This is a genomic window from Streptomyces sp. NPDC015125, from assembly GCF_043080045.1.
GTDB lineage: Bacteria > Actinomycetota > Actinomycetes > Streptomycetales > Streptomycetaceae > Streptomyces.
In genome coordinates, this window is record NZ_JBIBVF010000023.1 from 43,777 (window position 1) to 62,877 (window position 19,101).

The window sequence follows — 19,101 nt, forward strand, 5'->3', positions numbered from 1 at the left end:
GCCGCGTCAGGCGGCCAGGACGCGCGCGCGGCACTCGGCCGGGGTTCCCCACGCGTCCCGCAGCGGGCGGGCCTTGCGGATCCACAGCGAGAGGTCCAGTTCCGCGGTGTAGCCGACGGCGCCGTGCAACTGGAGTGCCGTACGCGCCGCGGCATGGGCGGCCTCACCCGCCGCGACCTTCGCCGCCGCCACCTCCCGGCCGGCCGACGGGGCCCCCGCCGCCACCGCCAAAGCCGCCGCGTACACCAGCGGCTGTGCGAATTCCAGCCCGATCAGGGTGTCCGCCAGCCGGTGCTTGACCGCCTGGAACGAGCCGATGGGCCGTTGGAACTGGGTGCGCTGTCCGGCGTAGGACACCGTCGCCGCCAGCAGGGCCCGGCCGAGGCCGAGGGACTGCGCGGCGGTGGCGAGCCGCGCGACCTCGACGGCATGTGCGGCGGCCGCGGTCACCGCGGGGCCCTTCGCCAGGACGCCGCCGCCGAGCGGGCGGGACAGCCGCCGGGCGGGATCGAGGGAGGCCTGCACGGGTCCGTGGGCGTCCGCACGGCGCACCGTGTCGCCCTCCACGACGAGGACGGCATCGGCGGCATCCGCGTCCACGGCGTACGGGCTCCCGGCGTACGGGCCCCCGGCGCACAGGCTCACGACGGCATCGCCCGCGGCGATCCGCGGCAGCAAGTCCTCCGCCGCGGCACCCTCGCCGAGGCGCTCCAGGAACGCGGCCGCCGCGACCGTCTCCGCCAGCGGCCCCGGCACGGCGTGCCGCCCCAACTCCACGAAGGACAGCGCCAGTTCGACCGGGAGCGGTCCCATCCCGCCGTGCCGCTCGGCCACGGCGAGCCCGAACACGCCCGCCGCCGCGATCCGCGCCCACAGCTCACGGCCCGGCTGCTGCTCCCCGGCCGCCCAGGCCCGCGCCACGGCCGGGGTGCCACACGTCCCCAGCAGGCAGTCCAGCGTACGGGTGAACTCCCGCTGCTCACCGGTCGCAAGGAAGCGCATCAGCGGCGTCCCTTCGGCAGGCCGAGCAGCCGCTCGGCGATGATGTCGCGCTGGATCTCGTTGGTGCCGGCATAGATCGGCCCGGCGAGGGAGAAGGTGTACCCCTCGGCCCAACTCCCGTGTGCGGGGGCCTCGTCGGCGTCATCGGCGAGCATGCCGTACGGGCCGAGCAGGTCCAGAGCGGTCTCGTGCAGGGCGATGTCGAGCTCGGACCAGAAGACCTTGTTCAGGCTCGATTCGGCGCCGATCGACCCGCCGGCGGCGAGCCGGGCGGCGTGGGCGTAGGTGAACAGCTGATACGCCCTGGCGCCGATCAGTGCGTCGGCCACCCGCTCGCCGAGCGCCGGACCGGCCGTCCCGTGGGCCTCGCGCCACAGTGCGGCCAGCCGTTCGGCGGCCGCGGTGAAGCGGCCCGGGCTGCGGAGCGTCAGGCCGCGTTCGTTGCCGGCGGTGCTCATGGCGACCTGCCATCCCCGGCCCGGCTCGCCGATGACGTCCGCATCCGGCACGAAGACCTCGTCGAGGAAGAGTTCGGCGAAGGCCGGCTTGCCGTCCAGGCGGCCGAGGGGGCGCACCGTCACGCCCGGCGCGTCCAGCGGGAACATCAGATAGCTGAGCCCCTGGTGCGGCCGGGCGGCGCCCGGGTCGCTGCGGAACAGCCCGAAGGCGCGGTCGGCGAAGGCGGCCCGGGACGACCAGGTCTTCTGCCCGTTCAGCAGCCAGCCGCCGTCGGTCCGTACGGCGGTCGAGCGCAGCGACGCCAGATCCGACCCCGACTCCGGCTCCGACCAGGCCTGCGCCCAGATGACCTCGCCGCGCGCCATGGGGCCAAGGATGCGGGCCCGTTGCTCGTCGGTGCCGTGCTCGAAGAGGGTGGGGGCGAGGAGACTGATGCCGTTCTGGCCGACCCGGCCGGGGGCGCCCGCGGCGTAGTACTCCTCCTCGAAGAGCAGCCACTGCAGGAGCGAAGCGCCCCTGCCGCCGTACTCCTGAGGCCAGGAGACCACCGACCAACGGTCCGCGGCGAGCCTGCGCTCCCATTCCCGGTGGGCGGCGAACCCCTCCGCGGTCTCCAGCGACGGCAGCGGAACGGCGGGCACGTGTGCGGTGAGCCAGGCGCGGGCCTCGGCTCGGAACGCCTCTTCCGCGGCGGTGATGCCGAGGTCCATCAGACCCCCGCCTCCCGGGTGACGGCCGCACGCGGCTCCGGCGGGGCGCCGCTCGGGAGTGCGTCGTGGTGGGCAGCGGGCATCCGCCCTCCTTCCCTGACAAGCGCTTCCCTAACAAGTGTTTGGTAGATTAACGTACCGGTAGGAGCGTCGTCGAGGCCCCCGCCACCGCCGGGAGCCTTGGCCCCGTAATCCGCAGCAGGCTGCGGGAAGAGGAGGCTCACGGATGACAGCGCCGCCCTATGTGCCGGGCCACCAGCTGCTCGACGGCCGGACCGCCGTCATCACCGCGGCCGCCGGGGCCGGCATCGGAGGGGCCACCGCCCGCAGGTTCCTGGAGGAAGGCGCCCGGGTGGTCCTCGGTGACGCCCACGGACGCCGGCTCCAGGCCACCGCCGAGGCGCTCGCCGAGGAGTTCGGCGCCGGCCGGGTGGCGTCCCTGCCCTGCGATGTCACCGATGAGGAGCAGGTCAACGCCCTGCTGGACACCGCCGAGGAGCGCCATGGGCGCCTCGACATCGTGGTCAACAACGCCGGGCTCGGCGGCACCGCCGACCTCGTCGAGATGACCGACACCCAGTGGGGCACGGTCCTCGACGTGACCCTGAACGGCACCTTCCGCTGCACCCGGGCCGCCCTGCGCCGGATGCAGACCGCCGGCAGCGGCGGCGTGATCGTCAACAATGCCTCGGTCGTCGGCTGGCGTGCCCAGCGCGGCCAGGCCCACTACGCCGCGGCCAAGGCCGGGGTGATGGCGCTGACCCGGTGCGCCGCCATGGAGGCGGCCGAGTACGGCGTACGTGTCAACGCGGTCTCGCCCAGCCTCGCGATGCATCCGCACCTGGCGAAGGTGACCACGCCCGAGCTGCTGGCGGAGCTCACCGAGCGGGAGGCGTTCGGCCGCTGGGCCGAACCCTGGGAGGTCGCCAATGTCATCGTCTTCCTGGCCGGCGACTACGCCTCGTACATGACCGGGGAAACGGTGTCCGTCAGCTCCCAGCATGCGTGAGGCGCGGTGGGCCGGGCGCCGGGCGACCCCGGGGGGAGGGCCCACCGGTACCCGTCGGCGGTGGCGGCCGGCACCGCCTTGCGGAACCGGCCGCCGCCTCCGCAGAATCTGACCAAGGAGACCCCATGCCCGAGGCCTATATCGTCGACGCGGTCCGTACCCCGGTGGGCAAGAAGGGCGGCGGTCTGTCGGCCGTCCACCCCGCCGACCTGGGCGCCCATGTGCTGACGGCGCTGATGGCGCGCAGCGGCGCCGATCCGGCCGCCGTCGAGGACGTCGTCTTCGGCTGCCTGGACACCGTGGGCCCCCAGGCCGGGGACATCGCCCGGACGTGCTGGCTGGCCGCAGGACTGCCCGAGGAGGTGCCCGGCGTCACCGTGGACCGCCAGTGCGGCTCGTCGCAGCAGGCCGTGCACTTCGCGGCGCAGGGCGTGCTCTCCGGCACCCAGGACCTGGTGGTCGCGGGCGGTGTGCAGAACATGTCGCAGATCCCGATCGCCTTCGCCAGCCGGCAGGCCGCCGCCCCGCTGGGCCTGACCGACGGCCCGTTCGCCGGCTCCGAGGGCTGGCGGGCCCGCTACGGCGAGGCGCCCGTCAACCAGTTCCACGGCGCCGAACTCATCGCCGACAAGTGGCAGATTTCCCGTGCGGACATGGAGGCGTTCGCGCTCCGCTCCCACCGCCGGGCCGTCCGCGCCCTCGACGAGGGCCGCTTCGACCGGGAGATCGTCGCCTACGGGGACCTCACCGCCGACGAAGGCCCGCGCCGCCATACCTCGCTGGAGAGGATGGCCGCGCTGGCGCCGGTCGTCGAGGGCGGCCGGCTGACCGCGGCGGTCTCCTCGCAGGTCTCCGACGGGGCGGCCGCCATGCTTCTGGCCTCCGAGCGGGCGGTGGCCGAGCACGGCCTCACCCCGCGCGCCCGCATCCACCATCTGTCGGTGCGCGGTGAGGACCCGGTCCGGATGCTGTCCGCACCGATCCCGGCGACGGCGTATGCGCTGAAGAAGACCGGGATGTCCCTCGGCGACATCGACCTGGTGGAGATCAACGAGGCGTTCGCACCCGTGGTGCTGGCCTGGCTCAAGGAGACCGGCGCCGACCCGGAGCGGGTCAATGTCAATGGCGGCGCCATCGCGCTGGGGCATCCGCTCGGCGCGACCGGCGTCCGGCTGATGACGACCCTGCTGCACGAACTGGAGCGCACCGGCGGCCGGTTCGGCCTGCAGACCATGTGCGAGGGCGGCGGTCAGGCCAACGTCACGATCATCGAACGCCTCTGACGCCTGGTCCGGCGCGCCCCGTACCGCCCGCTGTACGTACGACGGACCTGCCGCACACCGCCGTGGCCCGGCCCGGGGGAAACCGCCCCCCCGGCGGGGCCACGGCGTCCCGCTCAGCGCGGCAGCGCGCCCAGCGCCGCCCGCGCCTCGGCCATGATCCGGTCGACGAGCTCCGCGCAGGACGGGAGATCCTCGATCACGCCGGCGACCTGCCCGGACGCCATCACCCCGAGATCGGTACGGCCCTCGACCATCGATGCTTTCAGCAGCATCGGGGTGTTCGCGGCCAGCAGGACCTGGCTCCAGGAGAGGTCTTTGCCGTGCTTCATCGCCAGGCCGTCACGGACCAGCTGCGCCCAGCTCAGGCCGGACAGCTTCCTGAACGACGCGGCCCGCCTCACGGCTCCGAGCAGCGCGGTGCTGCGCCCGGACCGCTCCAGCGCCTCGACCAGCTCACTGCGCAGCATCCGGTGGGGCAGACCGTCCACCTTCGTGGTGACGGTGATGTCCAGGACGCCCGCCGCCAGATAGCGGTCCTGTACGGCCCGCGGCACGGTGCTGTCCGACGTCAGCAGGAAGCGGGTGCCCATGGCGATACCGGCCGCGCCGTAGGAGAGCGCCGCGACCAGGCCCCGGCCGTCGAAGAAACCGCCCGCGGCGATCACCGGGATACCGACCGCGTCCACGACCTGCGGCAGCAGCACGCTCGTGGCGACCTTCCCGGTGTGGCCGCCGCCCTCCCCGCCCTGGACGACGACCGCGTCCGCGCCCCAGGCGGCCACCTTCTCGGCATGGCGGCGGGCGCCCACGGACGGGATGACGACGACCCCCGCATCCTTCAGCCGGGCGATCAGCTCACGGGAGGGCGCCAGCGCGAACGAGGCGACCCGTACGCCCTCCTCCACGATGAGGCGCACCCGCTCGCCCGCGTCCGCCGCGTCCGCGCGGAGGTTGACCCCGAAGGGCGCGTCCGTACGGGACGCCACCTCGCGGATCGCGGCACGCAGCTGCTCGACGGTCATGGTGGCCGAGGCGAGAATCCCGAGGGCGCCCGCCTCGGCCGCGGCCGAGACCAGCCGGGGCCCCGCCACCCACCCCATGCCGGTCTGTACGAGGGGGTGGCGCACCCCGACGAGCTTGGTCAGCGGCGTCTCCATCCTGACGTCCGTCATACCGCCGGCACCTCGCGCTCGCGCCGCCCCTCCGGGTCGAGGACCGTACGGATCAGCCGCAGTTCCGTGGCGGTGGGCTCCCGGGTGCAGGGCACCTCGTCGGGCAGCGCGAGCGGGAACCCGGTGGCTTCCTGGACCTCCTCGACCGTCACGCCGGGATGCACACAGGCCAGCCGCATCGCGCGGTCCGCGCTCTCGAAGTCGAAGACCCCGAGGTCGGAGACGATGCGCGGAATGCGGTGGTAGCGGGTCGCGGACGGCCCGGCGGCGGCCGCGCTGTCGTATCCGACCCCGCAGATCATGTCGACCTTCTCGACGAAGACCCGCGTCGAGTGTTTCGGCACCCAGTAACTGACCGGATTGTTGAGGGTGTTGACCGGGGCGCCACGGACCCCGAGGAGCTGGCGGGCGGGCTGCTGCCACTCGCCGATGCAGGAGATGTTCTGGTTGCCGAAGCGGTCGAGCTGGCTCGCGCCCATCATCACATGGCGCCGGCCGCCGGTGACCATGGTGAGGTGCCGGCGGTAGGGCAGCCAGCCCTCGGCCGAGCCGTCCGGGCCGACGAGCATGGCCTCGCCGTCGGTGAGGAGCAGATCGGGGGAGAAGGTGCGCTGGGCGAGCCGGGCGCCGATCGACGGGATCAGGCCCATCGGGCTGGCGAGCACCTCGCCGTTGTCCCGCCAGGCATCGGCGCAGGCGATGGCGCAGTACTCGGCGCGGGTCGTCGTGGGGGTAGCGCTCACTGCTGCTCCTCGTGCCAGGATTCGACCGCGGACCAATACGCCTTCTCGTCCCCGGACAGGAACCGCTCGGCGAACTGGGCCCAGGGCGTGGTGGCGTACAGCTTCTGGAAGGGCTCGTCACGTCCGTAGTCGGGGACGCAGGAGGTGAAGTGCGCGCCGTTCGGGGCCTCGACGACTCCGGTGACCGCATGCCGGCTGACCAGCAGGGTCTGCGGGGCGGCCGTGGCGAAGTCGTCCACGAGCCGCTCGCAGGAGACGTACGCACGGTCCGCTGCCTCGCAGAACAGATCGTCGAAGTACGGGTCGGGGCCCAGGTACTGGCCGTTTCCGAGCCGGTCGGCACGGTTCAGATGGACCAGCGCCGCGTCCATGCGCAGGGCCGGCACCGCGACGAACGTCTCACCGTCCTCGTAGGGTGACGTGACGGTCTTCAGGCCGGGGTTGACGCGCATCACATCCGAGCCGAGGCCGGACCGTACGGGCAGGAACGGCAGCCGGTTGGCGGCGGCGTGCAGGCCCCACATGAACATCGCCTCGTCGATCTCCCGCAGTTCGAACGCGCCGCGCTGACGGGCCGCGCGGAAGTGCGGTTCGAGGGGAATCGAGTCGAGGGTCGCGAACGCGGCGATCAGTGTGCGGATCCTGCCCGCGGCGGCGAGCAGGCCGACATCGGGGCCGCCGTAGGAGACCACGGTCAGATCGGTGATGTCGGAGCGGAGCAGCGCCCGCACCAGCGCCATCGGCTTGCGGCGCGAACCCCAGCCGCCGATGCCGAGGGTCATCCCGCTGCGCAGCCGGGAGACGACGTCCTCGGGCGTCATGGTCTTGTCGGTCACGGTCGGCCTTCCTTCGTCGGGGTGGTGCCCGGCGCACCGAAGGTGTCGCGGACGCGGTCGGCGACTCCGCTGAGGTTCGCCTCGAAGGTGAAGCCCTGCTCGAAGCGGTAGCTGCGCCCTACGTCGACGGGGTCGATGCCGTTGAGGGCGGCCTTGGCCAGACGGAGGAGAAAGCCGTCCTTCCGGGCGATCTCCCGCGCCAAGTCCCTGGCCGCGCGCGGAAGTTCCGCGCGCGGGACGACCTGCCAGACGGAGCCGTGCGCCTGCAGTTCGGCCGCGGTGGCGGTCCGTGAGGTGTAGTAGAGCGCGCGCATGAGGTGCTGCGGTACCAGCCGGGCCAGATGGGTGGCCGCGCCGAGCGCGCCGCGGTCCAGCTCCGGGAGCCCGAAGGTGGCGTCGTCGCTGGCCACGATCGCATCCGCGTTCCCGACGAGGCCGATGCCACCGCCCAGGCAGAAGCCGTGCACCGCCGCCACGACGGGTACCTCGCACTCATAGACCGCCGAAAACGCCTCGGCACAGCCGCGGTTGGCGCCGAGCAGGGCCCCGTGCCCGCCGGATGCGGTGTCCCGTTGCATCTCCTTGATGTCGACCCCCGCATTGAAGCCGCGGCCCTGCGCGGTGAGGACGACGCAGCGGATGCCGGGGTCGCGGCCGGCCGCGCGCACGGCCTCGGCGAGGCGGTACCAGCCCTGCACGGGAAGGGCGTTGACCGGCGGGTAGTCGACGGTGACGACGGCGACGCCCTGGTCAGGCTTGGAGGTGGAGACACCCATGAGCAGATCAGCTACCTTTCCACCAAGCGTTTGTTAGGTAGCGAAGTTAGCAGCGGATGGTGCGCTGCGGGAGGGGTGCTCCTTGAGCCTGGCTCTCGATCTGTCCGGGCGGCTGGCCGTCGTCACCGGCGGCACCCGCGGCGTCGGCGCAGGTATCGCCCGCGCCTTCCTGCAGGCCGGTGCGGAGGTCGTCATCTGCGCGCGCCGGCCACCGGACGCCCCCGTCACGGCGGCCGGCCGCACTGCGCACTTCCGTCCCCTGGACCTGCGCGACCAGGCCGCCGTCCGTGCCTTCTTCGCCCGGCTCGCGGACGATTACGGCCGGTTGGACTGCCTGGTCAACAACGCCGGAGGCACGCCGTACCGGCTGCTGGGGGAAGCCGATGCCGAGCGGCACGCCCGGGTCGTCGCACTCAACCTCCTTGCGCCGCTGACCGCCTCGCTCGCCGCCTACGAGGTGCTGCGAAGCGGGCCGGCCGGCGGTGCGGTCCTCATGATCGGCAGCGTCAGCGGCACCCGCCCCTCGCCCGGCACCGCCGCCTACGGCGCGGCCAAGGCGGGCCTGGATCACCTCGCCCGCTCCATGGCCGTCGAATGGGCCCCCGACGTACGGGTCAACACCCTCGTCCTCGGCATGGTGCGCACCGAACTCTCCGCCCTGCACTACGGCGACGAGGCGGGCGTCGCGGCCGTCGGCGCCACCGTCCCGCTCGGCCGGCTCGCCGAGCCCGCCGAGATCGGCGACGCCTGTGTGTTCCTCGCCTCCGACCGGGCCGCCTATCTGACCGGGGCGAGCCTGTTCGTCCACGGCGGCGGAGAGCGCCCCGCCTTCCTCGACGCCGCGACCGTCAACCACCCCACCGCGCCCGACGCCGCCACCGCCGACCACCCCACCCCACCCGACGCCCCGAAGGACGACTGACATGACCGGCAAAGGAGTACGGACATGACCGGCACCGGAATCTGCACAGGACGCGTGGCCGCCGTCACCGGGGCGGGCCGTGGGCTCGGCCGGGCCCACGCGCTGGCCCTCGCCGCCGAAGGCGCCCAGGTCGTGGTGAACGACCTCGGGGTGGCTCCCGACGGGGCCGGCGCCTCGGCCGGACCGGCCCAGCAGGTCGCCGACGAGATCCGGGCCCGCGGCGGCCGGGCCGTCGCCCACACCGGCGACATCACCACCACCGACGGCGCCGCCTCGCTCGTCACCACCGCCCTGGAGGCCTTCGGCCGCCTCGACACCCTCGTCAACAACGCCGGATTCCTGCGCGACCGGATGCTGGTCAACCTCGGTGAGGACGACTGGGACGCCGTCATCCGCGTCCACCTCAAGGGCCACTTCCTGCCCCTGCGGCACGCCGCGGCGCACTGGCGGGCCGAGGCCAAGGCCGGCCGCACGCCCGACGCCCGGATCGTCAACACCAGTTCGGGTGCCGGGCTGCTCGGCAGCGTGGGCCAGGGCAACTACTCCGCCGCCAAGGCCGGCATCATCGGCCTCACCCTCGTCGCCGCCGCCGAACTCGCCCGCTACGGCGTGCAGATCAACGCCCTCGCACCGGCCGCCCGTACCCGTATGACCGAGCAGGCCTTCGCCGCGACGATGGCGGCGCCCGCCGAGGGGGAGTTCGACGCGATGGCCCCGGAGAACGTCTCCCCGCTGGTGGTCTGGCTGTCTTCCGCCGACAGCGCCGGGGTCACCGGCCGGGTCTTCGAGGCCGAGGCGGGCCGGATCACCGTGATGGAGGGCTGGCGCCCCGGCCCCACCGCGGACCGCAAGAGCCGCTGGACACCGGCCGAGGCGGGCGTGGCCGCGCGCGAGCTGCTGGCCGCCGCCGAGGACCCACGGCCCGTGTACGGCGCGCGGTGACGCATGACGCGGTGGCGCGCACCCCTCGGATCTGCACCGGGTCCTGTCAGCCGGGAACCGTTGAACCGACTCGGGCCCGCAGCCGTGGCGCACTGACCGCGAGCAGACCGAAGGCGCCGAGGAAGGCCAGTACGGACGTACCGCGCAGGACGGTTTCGATGGCGGGTCCGTCGGCGGACGCGGTCGACGGGGAGCCGCTGACGAGCTCCAGCACCGTCGCCGCGACGGTCACGCTCACCGCCCCGAACAGCACCAGCGACGTCAGCACCAGTCCCGATGCCGCTCCCGTCCGCTCCGCGGGGACATGCGCCTGCGTGGCCACATTCGTCAGCGCCCACCCCAGCCCGATGCCCACCCCGCAGACCACGAAGACCACCGCGTACCAGCCCAGGGGCTGCACCCAGGTCAGCACCAGCAGCCCGGCACCGCTCGTCAGCATGCCGCAGGCCATCAGCCGCTCGGCACGCCAGCGCAGCGCCAGCTGCCCGGCCCGGTAGCTGGCGGCTCCGACCCCGCAGGAGAGCGCCAGAAAGATCACCCCGGCGTGAAACGGCGACAGTCCCCGGGCCTGCTGCAGATAGAGCGCGGAGAACACCGCGATCAGGCAATAGACCACATTCGAGAGTGAACCCGCCAGGGTGATCACATCGAACTTCACATTGCGGAACAGCGAGAGATCGATCAACGGCTCCGGCGTCCGCCGCTCCACCGCGACGAACAGCACGAGGGAGGCGATCCCGACGGCGACGGTGGCCAGGGTGGGCGCGGAGCCCCACCCCCAGCCCTGGCCCTGGTCGACTGCCAGCATCAGGCAGGCCAGACCGACGGCGACGGTCGCCGCACCGGGAAGGTCGAGATGCCGGGTCGCCTGTTCGTCGCGGCTCTCGGGAACAAAGCGCAGCACCAGCAGCGCGGCGGCCAGGCACACCGGCACATTGAGCAGGAACACCGCACGCCAGCTGACGTGTTCGGCGAAGACGCCTCCCACGAAGGGCCCCAGCGCGGTGCCGACGGAACTGAACGCCAGCACGGTGCTGACCGCCCGCCCCTGCCGGTCGTCGCGGAAGTAACTGGTCACCACCGCCACGGAAACGGGGAAGATCAAGGCTGCTCCGGTGCCCTGTACCACCCGCGCGGCAATGAGCCAGGGGGCGTTCTGTGCGGCGCTGCACACCACGGACAGGGCGGCGAACACGATCAGCCCGATCACGATGACCCGTCGCCGCCCGTGCAGATCGGCGGCCCGGCCGCCCACGATCATCAAAGCGCCGACGGCCACCATGTAGCCGCTGACCAGCCACTGCAGATCGGTGGACGAGGTCCCGAAATCCCTGGCGATGACCGGAAGCATCAGATCGAGCGCGAACCAGTCCATCTGCACGATGAGCATGGACAGCGCGGCAGCGACGATCACTGCCCGGTCCCGGTGCGAGAAGGAGCCGCCCGAAGCGGTTCTCTCCAGCTGGTCCGCAACGCGATGGCGCACGAGCACTCCTCGGCCGTAATCCCGTAACCCACCGGTCTGCGCAGCCGTCTTGCCTCTCAGGATAGAAGTCGGCGTCCGGGGCCGCATGGCGGCGTATCCGTGGTCCCGAATCCGCCGCACGGGGCGGGTCCCTCGTCCCCCGCGGTCCCGGATGCGCCGCACGGGGTTCCACGGCCATGCCCCCGGATGTCACTCCCGTCGCCTTCGTCAGCCTCCCGGACGCTCCAGACCCGCGAGTCCGGCGCCGTGGGCGAGCAGTTCGACGAGCATGTCGAAAGTGAGCCGGCCGGTGAACGTATTGCGCTGGCTGGGGTGGTAGCTGCCGAGTACCTGGAGTTCCCGCCGCCGCCCGGTGGCGGGCAGGGCCAGCTGTACGCCGTGACCGAACGCGGGGCGGGGCCGGGGGAGCGGCCACCCGGCGTCGCCCAGTACGGGCAGCAGCGCCTGCCAGCCGAAGGCACCGAGCACCACGACCGCACGCAGGCCGGGGCTGAGGAGTTCGAGCTCCGCCGACAGCCACGGCCGGCAGGTACGCCGCTCGGCGGGCGTGGGTCGGTTGTCCGGCGGAGCGCAGTGGACCGGCGCGGTGACCCGCACTCCGTACAGCTCCAGCCCGTCGCCCCGGTGCGTCGCGGTGGGCCGGGAAGCGAGACCGACCGCATGGAGGGCGGCGAACAGGAAGTCACCGGAGGCGTCCCCGGTGAACATCCGGCCGGTGCGATTGCCGCCGTGCGCGGCAGGAGCGAGCCCTACGACGGCCAGCGCCGCATCGGACGGCCCGAACCCCGGGACGGGACGCGCCCAGTACTCCTGGTCCCGGAACGCCGCCCGCGGATGCGCCGCGACCTCCTCGCGCCACTCCACCAGCCGGGGACAGGCGCGGCAGCGGACCAGCTGGGCGTCGAGCTCCGCGAGCTCGCCGCAGCGCCCGGCGTGATGGACGGGGAAGGCCGCCTGGTCCCTGCCCGGCGGTGACCCCGCGGCCCCGGTTTCGTTCATCCCTCCACGCTAGTGCCGCGTCGGGCAACGTACGCGCTGTGGTGACGCCCCGCTCGGTTGCCGTCGGGGGCGGGCGGCAACAACCTCCCCGGACCACACAACCGGAGCCTGTCCGACAGGTCGTCCGTCCGATCTGCTCCGACAGCGGTCCCCATGATGGGGCTGTCCCCGCCTGCATGCGGTGGCCCGCCGGATAGGCAACGTCGGCTGCATTGCGGGCCGTTCCCCGTTGGCCGGTTCGCCGTGACCCCGGGCTTCGGGATGCCGGGCCAGGACAAGGCGGAGGTGACCGTCTCCGGGCCGCACGCGCCCGATGCCGCGCGACGGCTGGCCGGCGAGATCGGCGCGCCCGCCACGGTGGCACTGCCGCAGACCTCTGCGGACCTTGAGCGAATGGTCGCCTACGCCCAGACGCCCAGACGCCCAGACGCCCAGACGCCCAGACGCCCAGACGCCCCACAGGCCGCTGGCCCGGTTCGTGGCCCTGAGGGCCCGAGCGGAGGAAGCCAAGGTGAGTGTGTCCTACCGCTGCTGGCCTCAGGAGCGGCTCCGGGAGGTACGCGATGCCCGCGTGCTCGCCCGCCACCTGCGGCACACCCTCGGCCGAGACGCGGTGACCGAGCTCCATACCGCCTTTCCGCCCTTCAGCGGCGAGGACTTCGCCCTCTACCTGGACCGCCGCCCCGGACGAGCGCGCGATCGGCATCGGCGTACGGGCCATGGCGGGCTGGATCGCGGAGCGGACCCGGAGCCGGTGATCGCCGCTGCCGGGCACCGGCCTTACCCGTCCTCCGGCGCCCCGGGGCCGTCAGGGCCCGCACGGAAGCCGAGCTCCGGTCCGCCAAGTCCCCTTTTCGGCGCCTGTGTTGTGTGACATATTACTGACGTGCCCACGAGACACAGACAGTCTTTGGATGCTCCGGATGTGGTCATCGTCGGGGCCGGAGTGGTCGGCGCCGCCTGTGCCTACTACGCTGGCCGGTCCGGCCTCGCCGTCGCCGTCGTCGACCGCGGACCCGTCGCGGGCGGCACCACCGGCGCCGGTGAGGGGAATCTGCTCGTCTCCGACAAGGAACCGGGCCCGGAACTCGACCTCGCGCTGCTCTCCCTCCGGCTGTGGCGCGAACTCGCCGCCGAGCTCCCGCCGGAGATCGAGTACGAGACGAAGGGCGGGTTGGTCGTCGCCTCCGACGAGCCCGGCATGGCGGCGCTGCGCGCCTTCCGCGCGGCGCAGGGCAGGGCGGGCGTGCGGAGCGACTGCCTCGCCGCCGACCGGCTGCGGGACGCCGAACCGCATCTGGCGCCCGGTCTCGCCGGAGGTGTCCTCTACCCGCAGGACGCCCAGGTCCAGCCCGCCCTGGCCGCCGCCCATCTGCTGCGTGCCTCCGGAGCGCGGCTGCACCTGGGCGCGGAGGTCACGGCCGTCCTGCGGGGGCCCGGCGGGACGGTACGGGGTGTCCGTACCCCGCGGGGCGACATCCTGGCCCCCGCGGTGGTGAACGCCACCGGCACCTGGGCCGGCCGGCTGGCCTCGCTCGCGGGGGTGCGGGTCCCCGTCCTGCCCCGCCGGGGATGTGTGCTGGTCACCGAGCCGCTGCCGCGTGTCGTACGCCGCAAGGTCTATGCCGCGGACTATGTCGCCGATGTGGCCAGCGGATCGGCCGCGTTGCAGACCTCCGCCGTCGTCGAGGGCACCCCGGCGGGACCGGTCCTGATCGGCGCCAGCCGGGAACGGATCGGCTTCGACCGGACGCTCTCGGTCGGGGTGCTGCGCCGGCTCGCCGCCCAGGCTGCGGCCCTGTTCCCCGTATTGGCGGGTGTCCGGGTGATGCGTACCTATCAGGGGTTCCGCCCCTACCTCCCGGACCACCTCCCGGCGATCGGCCCCGACCCACGCCTGCCGGGCCTGCTGCACGCCTGCGGCCACGAGGGCGCGGGTATCGGACTCGCCCCCGCCACCGGCCGGCTGATCGCCGTCGCGCTGACCGGGGCGCCCGGTCCGCTGGATGCGCGGCCGTTCCGCCCGGACCGGTTCGCGGAAGGAGCGGGGGAGGAAGGAGCGGGGGAGGAAGGGGAGGGGGAGGAATGAACGAGGCCGAGCCGGAGAGGGCAGGGGCGGACGGCGCCGAGGTGGCGGAGAGCGGGCCGGCCGGCTCCGCGGGACCCCAACGGTCAACTTTCCCTGCTGTCGATCCTGTTCGTGCCTTCGCCGGCTGCACACCACCACCGAGAGGAGCCCGGGGATGACCCGTCGCCGCACGCCCGCCGATGTCGTACGGGCCGCGCCGGGACCGGCGTTCGAGATCCGTCTCGACGGGCGGCCGCTGCCCGCGCTGCCCGGTCAGAGCATCGCCGCCGCACTCTGGGCGGCCGGGGTGCTCTCCTGGCGGACCACCCGACGCGACGGGCGGCCGCGCGGGGCCTTCTGCGGGATCGGCTCCTGCTTCGACTGCCTGGCCACCGTCAACGGCCGACCCAATCAACGGGCGTGCCTGGTGCCCGCCCGGCCCGGGGACACGATCACCACCCAGGAGGGACACGGGCGTGCCGATCTCACCGTCTGACACCCACGACCTCGTGGTCATCGGCGCGGGGCCGGCCGGGCTCGCCGCCGCGGTCACCGCCGCCGGTTTCGGGCTGCGGGTGGCACTCGTCGACGCCGCCGCCCGGCCCGGCGGACAGTTCTACCGGCAGCCGGCTCCAGGACTGGGCGCCGCCCGCCCCCAGGCCCTGCATCACTCCTGGCGCGCGTTCGCGCGGCGCACCGCACGGCTGGACGCACAGCTCGCCGCAGGCCGGGTGCGTCACTTCGCGGCACACCATGTCTGGGCCGTCACCCGGGACGCGGCCCACTGGACCGTGCACGCGGTCACCGGGCCGGACGGCGCGCAGGGCCGGGCCGAGGTGGCCGCGCACACGGTGCTCCTCGCCACCGGCGCCCAGGAACGTCAATTTCCCTTCCCCGGCTGGACCTTGCCAGGAGTCGTGGGGGCGGGCGGCGCGCAGGCCATGCTCAAGGCGGGGCTGGTGCTGCCGGGGCGGCGGGTCGTGGTCGCCGGCAGCGGTCCGCTGCTGCTCGCCGTCGCCGGATCGCTCGCCGCGGCCGGCGCCACCGTGCCGGTGGTCGCCGAGGCGAGCGGCTACGCCGGATATGCCCGTGCCCCGCGCACGCTGGCCGCCAACCCCCGCAAGCTCGTCGAAGGGGCCGGGCACGCGGCGAGCCTGCTCCGCCACGGCGTACGCATCCGGTCCCGCAGCGCGGTCACCGCCGTGCACGGTACCGACCGGGTCGAGGCCGTCACCCTGACCCGGCTCGACCGGGAATGGCGGCCGGTGCCCGGGAGCGGACTGCGCATCCCCTGCGACGCGCTCGCCGTCGGCCACGGGCTCGTACCGCAACTGGAGCTGGCCACTGCACTGGGCTGCGCCACCCGTCGTACTCCGGACGGTACCTGGGCACTGGTGCTCGACGACCAGCAGCGGACCACGGTCGACGGCATCTGGGCGGCCGGGGAGGCCGGGGGCGTGGGTGGCGCGGAACTCGCTTTAGTGGAGGGTGAGTTGGCGGGGCACAGTATCGCGCACCGGGCTGCTCGCGGCGCGCTGAGGCGCCGCCGGGACCGGCTGCGGCGGTTCGCCCGGACCATGGCCGCCGCCCATGCGCCGTGCCCCGGCTGGACGGGCTGGCTCCGCGAGGACACCGAGGTCTGCCGCTGTGAGGAGGTCACGGCCGGCCGGATCCAGGAAGCCGTGTCCGGCCTCGGTGCCCGCGACACCCGCACCGTCAAACTGCTCACCCGGGCCGGAATGGGCTGGTGCCAGGGGCGGATGTGCGGCCCCGCGGTGGCCCGCCTCGCGGGGCAGGCCGGGCCCGCGGCCGACCGCAGACCCCTCGCCTGTCCCGTCGTCCTGGGGGAACTCGCCGGGGAGCAGGGCTAGTTCGATTCCGGGCGACCTTGGCAAGCCTCCAGGACGCTCAGTAAAATGTCACACCTCATAGAAGGAGACTTCGTATGGTCACGCGCACCCGTCCCTGGCACGGCATCATGGTTGCCACCACCCTCCCCTTCCGTGACGACCTCTCCGTCGACCACGACGCCTACGCCGACCAGGTGGCCCGGCTGCTCGCCGCCGGCTGCGACGGTGTCGTCCCCAACGGCTCCCTCGGCGAGTACCAGACGCTCACCGACGACGAGCGCGCCTGTGTCGTCCGTACCGCCGTGGAGGCTGCCGGTGACGGCGACCGGGTGATGCCCGGTGTCTCCGCCTACGGCAGTGCCGCATCGCGCCGGTGGGCCGAGCAGGCCGCCGAGGCGGGCGCCGGTTCCGTCCTGCTGCTGCCGCCCAACGGCTACCGTGCCGAACCGGCCGCGGTCCGTGCCCACTTCGCCGAGGTCGCCGGGGCGGGCCTGCCCGTCGTCGCCTACAACAACCCCTTCGACACCAAGGTCGACCTCACCCCCGGCCTCCTCGCCGAGCTGTACGGCGACGGCAGCATCGTCGCCGTCAAGGAATTCAGCGGCGATGTCCGCCGGGCCTACGAGATCGCCGAAGTCGCCCCGGAACTGGACCTGTTGATCGGCGCCGACGACGTCCTGCTCGAACTCGCCCTCGCCGGAGCCGTCGGCTGGATCGCGGGCTTCCCGAACGCACTGCCCGAGGCGTGCGGCACCCTCTACCGGTCCGCCCTCGCCGGTGACCTCGACACCGCGCGGCCGCTCTACCGGGCCTTGCATCCGCTGTTGCGCTGGGACTCCCGGCCCGAGTTCGTGCAGGCGATCAAGCTCGCGATGGACCTCGCCGGACACCGCGGCGGCCCGACCCGCCCGCCCCGCTCCCCGCTCACCGCCGAGCACTCGGCCGCGCTCCGCGCCGCCACCGGCAAGCTCCTCGCCGACGGCCACCACTGAGAGGGGCCCGCCATGCGCACCCGCCATGTCTTCCACGCCGTCGACTCCCACACCGAGGGCATGCCCACCCGCGTCATCACCGGCGGCGTCGGCACCGTGCCCGGCGCCACCATGGCCGAGCGCCGGCTGCACTTCGCCGAGCACCGCGATGCCCTCCGTACGCTCCTGATGTACGAGCCGCGCGGCCACGCCGCCATGAGCGGTGCGATCCTCCAGCCGCCGACCCGGCCCGATGCCGACTACGGCGTCCTGTTCATCGAGGTTTCCGGCTACCTCCCGATGTGCGGACACGGGACGATCGGCGTGGCCACCGTCCTCGTCGAGACCGGCATGGTGGAGGTCCGAGAACCCGTGACCAGGGTCCGGCTCGACACCCCCGCCGGACTGGTCACCGCGGAGGTGCAGGTGCGGGACGGGGCGGCCACGGCCGTCACCCTCACCAATGTGCCCGCCTTCTGCGCCGGACTGGACCGCAAAATCGCCGTCCCCGGCTACGGCGCGCTCAGCTATGACCTCGCCTACGGCGGCAACTTCTACGCGATCCTGCCGCTGGACAGCGTCGGCCTGCCCTTCGACCGGGCCCGCAAGGACGACATCCTCGCCGCCGGACTCGCCCTCATGGAGGCCGTGAACGCCACCGACCGCCCGGTCCATCCCGAGGACGAGCGGATCGGCGGCCTCAAGCACGTCTACTTCGCCGCGCCGGGGTCGGACGCCTCCCGCTCCCGGCATGCGATGGCCATCCACCCCGGATGGTTCGACCGCTCACCGTGCGGTACGGGCACCTCCGCACGGATGGCGCAGCTGCATGCGCGCGGCGAACTCCCCCTCCACCAGGACTTCGTCAACGAGTCGTTCATCGGAACGGAGTTCACCGGCCGTCTCGTCTCCACCACCACGGCCGGCCCGCTCCCGGCCGTCGTCCCCACCGTCACCGGCCGGGCCTGGGTGACCGGCACCGCGCAGTACTTCCTCGACCCGTCCGACCCGTTCCCCGCGGGGTTCGTGCTGTGAGGCACGGCCCGTGAGGCCGACGGCCGTCCGCCACCAGGGAGTTTGCGCAACGTGACATTGTACGCTGGCACTCCGCGCCAACTCGGAGGACCACGATGGGTGAACTCAAGCACCGCAGCCTGATCACCGCGCAGGAGCGGCTCCGCGATCAGGTCGCCCATCAACTGCGTGCGGCCCTGATCGCGGGGGAGCTCCGCCCGGGGTCGGTCTACTCGGCCCCGGGTCTCGCCGCGGACTTCGGCGTCTCCGCCACCCCGGTGCGCGAGGCGATGCTCGACCTCGCCCGTGAGGGGCTGGTCGAACCGGTCCGCAACAAGGGCTTCCGGATCACCGAGGTGAGCGAGCGCGACCTCGACCAGTACACCGAGATCCGTGCCCTGATCGAGGTCCCGGTCGTCGGCCAGGTCACCCGCACGGCCGGCCGTGCCCAGTTGGAGGCCCTTCGGCCGGCCGCCCTGGAGATCGTCGCCGCCGCCCGCGCGCACGATCTCATCGGCTACCTGGAGGCCGACCGTCGCTTCCACCTCGAACTGCTCGGCCTCAGCGGCAATGACCGCCTGGTCGAGACGGTCGGGGAGCTGCGCAAGCGCTCCCGTCTCTACGGCCTCACCCGCCTCGATGAGCGCAACCAACTGCTGCCCTCCGCCGAGGAGCACGGGGAACTGCTCGATGTGATGCTGACGGGCGACGCCGAGGCGGCCGAGGCCTGTATGGCCCGCCACCTCGGTCATGTCCGCTCGCTGTGGGCCCAGGGCCGCGAGGAACCGCTGGTCCCGCGACCGCAGCAGCCGCAGGCCGTCCGCCGGGGCTGACCGGGCGGACGGGGTGGAACCCGCTC

Annotated in this window: 18 protein-coding genes and 1 pseudogene; 11 read left to right on the forward strand and 8 right to left on the reverse strand. The window is 73.4% G+C overall.

Features of this window, described 5'->3' with window-relative positions:
• Positions 1-6: 6 nt before the first annotated feature.
• Positions 7-1,002, reverse strand: a complete 996-nt coding sequence (locus ACF088_RS33405; protein ID WP_392379630.1) for an acyl-CoA dehydrogenase family protein — start codon at positions 1,000-1,002, stop codon at positions 7-9.
• Positions 1,002-2,171 carry an acyl-CoA dehydrogenase family protein gene (locus ACF088_RS33410; protein WP_392379631.1) on the reverse strand — a complete coding sequence of 390 codons (1,170 nt, stop codon included), beginning with the start codon at positions 2,169-2,171 and terminating at the stop codon, positions 1,002-1,004. The genes ACF088_RS33405 and ACF088_RS33410 overlap by 1 nt, the downstream gene beginning before the upstream one ends.
• A 226-nt stretch (positions 2,172-2,397) precedes the next feature.
• Between ACF088_RS33410 and ACF088_RS33415 the strand changes: the two genes are divergently transcribed.
• A complete protein-coding gene (locus ACF088_RS33415) occupies positions 2,398-3,180 on the forward strand; it encodes an SDR family oxidoreductase (protein WP_392379632.1) in 783 nt (260 codons plus the stop codon).
• A gap of 125 nt (positions 3,181-3,305) precedes the next feature.
• Positions 3,306-4,463, forward strand: a complete 1,158-nt coding sequence (locus ACF088_RS33420; RefSeq protein WP_392379633.1) for an acetyl-CoA C-acetyltransferase — start codon at positions 3,306-3,308, stop codon at positions 4,461-4,463.
• Between the two features lie 113 nt (positions 4,464-4,576).
• On the opposite strand, the gene ACF088_RS33425 is transcribed toward ACF088_RS33420, so the two are convergent.
• The 4 genes from ACF088_RS33425 to ACF088_RS33440 are packed head-to-tail and all read right to left on the reverse strand — an operon-like array spanning position 4,577 to position 7,990.
• Positions 4,577-5,620, reverse strand: coding sequence for an NAD(P)H-dependent flavin oxidoreductase (locus tag ACF088_RS33425; RefSeq protein ID WP_392379713.1), 1,044 nt, complete (start codon positions 5,618-5,620; stop codon positions 4,577-4,579).
• A gap of 11 nt (positions 5,621-5,631) precedes the next feature.
• A complete protein-coding gene (locus ACF088_RS33430) occupies positions 5,632-6,378 on the reverse strand; it encodes a CoA-transferase subunit beta (protein WP_392379634.1) in 747 nt (248 codons plus the stop codon).
• Complete coding sequence (locus ACF088_RS33435; protein WP_392379635.1) at positions 6,375-7,214, reverse strand: CoA transferase subunit A; 840 nt, start codon at positions 7,212-7,214, stop codon at positions 6,375-6,377. Before ACF088_RS33435 ends, ACF088_RS33430 begins: the two co-directional genes overlap by 4 nt.
• The gene (locus ACF088_RS33440) at positions 7,211-7,990 is read right to left on the reverse strand and encodes an enoyl-CoA hydratase family protein (protein WP_392379636.1); all 780 of its coding nucleotides are present in this window, start codon (positions 7,988-7,990) and stop codon (positions 7,211-7,213) included. Before ACF088_RS33440 ends, ACF088_RS33435 begins: the two co-directional genes overlap by 4 nt.
• Positions 7,991-8,072: 82 nt before the next feature.
• On the opposite strand from ACF088_RS33440, the gene ACF088_RS33445 reads away from it, so the two are divergent.
• Together ACF088_RS33445 and ACF088_RS33450 are read left to right on the forward strand one after the other, a co-directional pair.
• Entirely contained in the window at positions 8,073-8,912 is an 840-nt protein-coding gene (locus ACF088_RS33445; RefSeq protein WP_392379637.1) for an SDR family oxidoreductase, read from the forward strand.
• 24 nt (positions 8,913-8,936) lie between these two features.
• Positions 8,937-9,854: an SDR family oxidoreductase gene (locus ACF088_RS33450; RefSeq protein ID WP_392379638.1), complete on the forward strand. Its 918-nt coding sequence runs from the start codon at positions 8,937-8,939 to the stop codon at positions 9,852-9,854.
• Between the two features lie 46 nt (positions 9,855-9,900).
• On the opposite strand, the gene ACF088_RS33455 is transcribed toward ACF088_RS33450, so the two are convergent.
• Together ACF088_RS33455 and ACF088_RS33460 are read right to left on the reverse strand one after the other, a co-directional pair.
• Positions 9,901-11,340 (reverse strand): MFS transporter, encoded by a 1,440-nt coding sequence (locus ACF088_RS33455; protein ID WP_392379639.1) that lies wholly within the window; start codon positions 11,338-11,340, stop codon positions 9,901-9,903.
• Between the two features lie 207 nt (positions 11,341-11,547).
• Positions 11,548-12,339 (reverse strand): uracil-DNA glycosylase, encoded by a 792-nt coding sequence (locus tag ACF088_RS33460; RefSeq protein ID WP_392379640.1) that lies wholly within the window; start codon positions 12,337-12,339, stop codon positions 11,548-11,550.
• A 207-nt stretch (positions 12,340-12,546) separates the two neighbouring features.
• Here ACF088_RS33460 and ACF088_RS33465 point away from each other — a divergent pair.
• From ACF088_RS33465 to ACF088_RS33495, 7 genes and pseudogenes are all read left to right on the forward strand, one after another.
• Positions 12,547-13,097 (forward strand): annotated as a pseudogene (locus tag ACF088_RS33465) (amidohydrolase); the annotation flags it as partial.
• A gap of 152 nt (positions 13,098-13,249) precedes the next feature.
• Positions 13,250-14,428, forward strand: a complete 1,179-nt coding sequence (locus ACF088_RS33470) for an NAD(P)/FAD-dependent oxidoreductase (protein ID WP_392379641.1) — start codon at positions 13,250-13,252, stop codon at positions 14,426-14,428.
• A gap of 154 nt (positions 14,429-14,582) precedes the next feature.
• Complete coding sequence (locus tag ACF088_RS33475; RefSeq protein ID WP_392379642.1) at positions 14,583-14,903, forward strand: (2Fe-2S)-binding protein; 321 nt, start codon at positions 14,583-14,585, stop codon at positions 14,901-14,903.
• Positions 14,884-16,278, forward strand: coding sequence for an NAD(P)/FAD-dependent oxidoreductase (locus ACF088_RS33480; protein WP_392379643.1), 1,395 nt, complete (start codon positions 14,884-14,886; stop codon positions 16,276-16,278). Before ACF088_RS33475 ends, ACF088_RS33480 begins: the two co-directional genes overlap by 20 nt.
• 74 nt (positions 16,279-16,352) lie before the next feature.
• Positions 16,353-17,249, forward strand: a complete 897-nt coding sequence (locus ACF088_RS33485) for a dihydrodipicolinate synthase family protein (RefSeq protein ID WP_392379644.1) — start codon at positions 16,353-16,355, stop codon at positions 17,247-17,249.
• A 12-nt stretch (positions 17,250-17,261) separates the two neighbouring features.
• The gene (locus ACF088_RS33490) at positions 17,262-18,263 is read left to right on the forward strand and encodes a proline racemase family protein (RefSeq protein ID WP_392379645.1); all 1,002 of its coding nucleotides are present in this window, start codon (positions 17,262-17,264) and stop codon (positions 18,261-18,263) included.
• 95 nt (positions 18,264-18,358) lie between these two features.
• A complete protein-coding gene (locus tag ACF088_RS33495; protein ID WP_392379646.1) occupies positions 18,359-19,075 on the forward strand; it encodes a GntR family transcriptional regulator in 717 nt (238 codons plus the stop codon).
• Positions 19,076-19,101 lie beyond the last annotated feature (26 nt).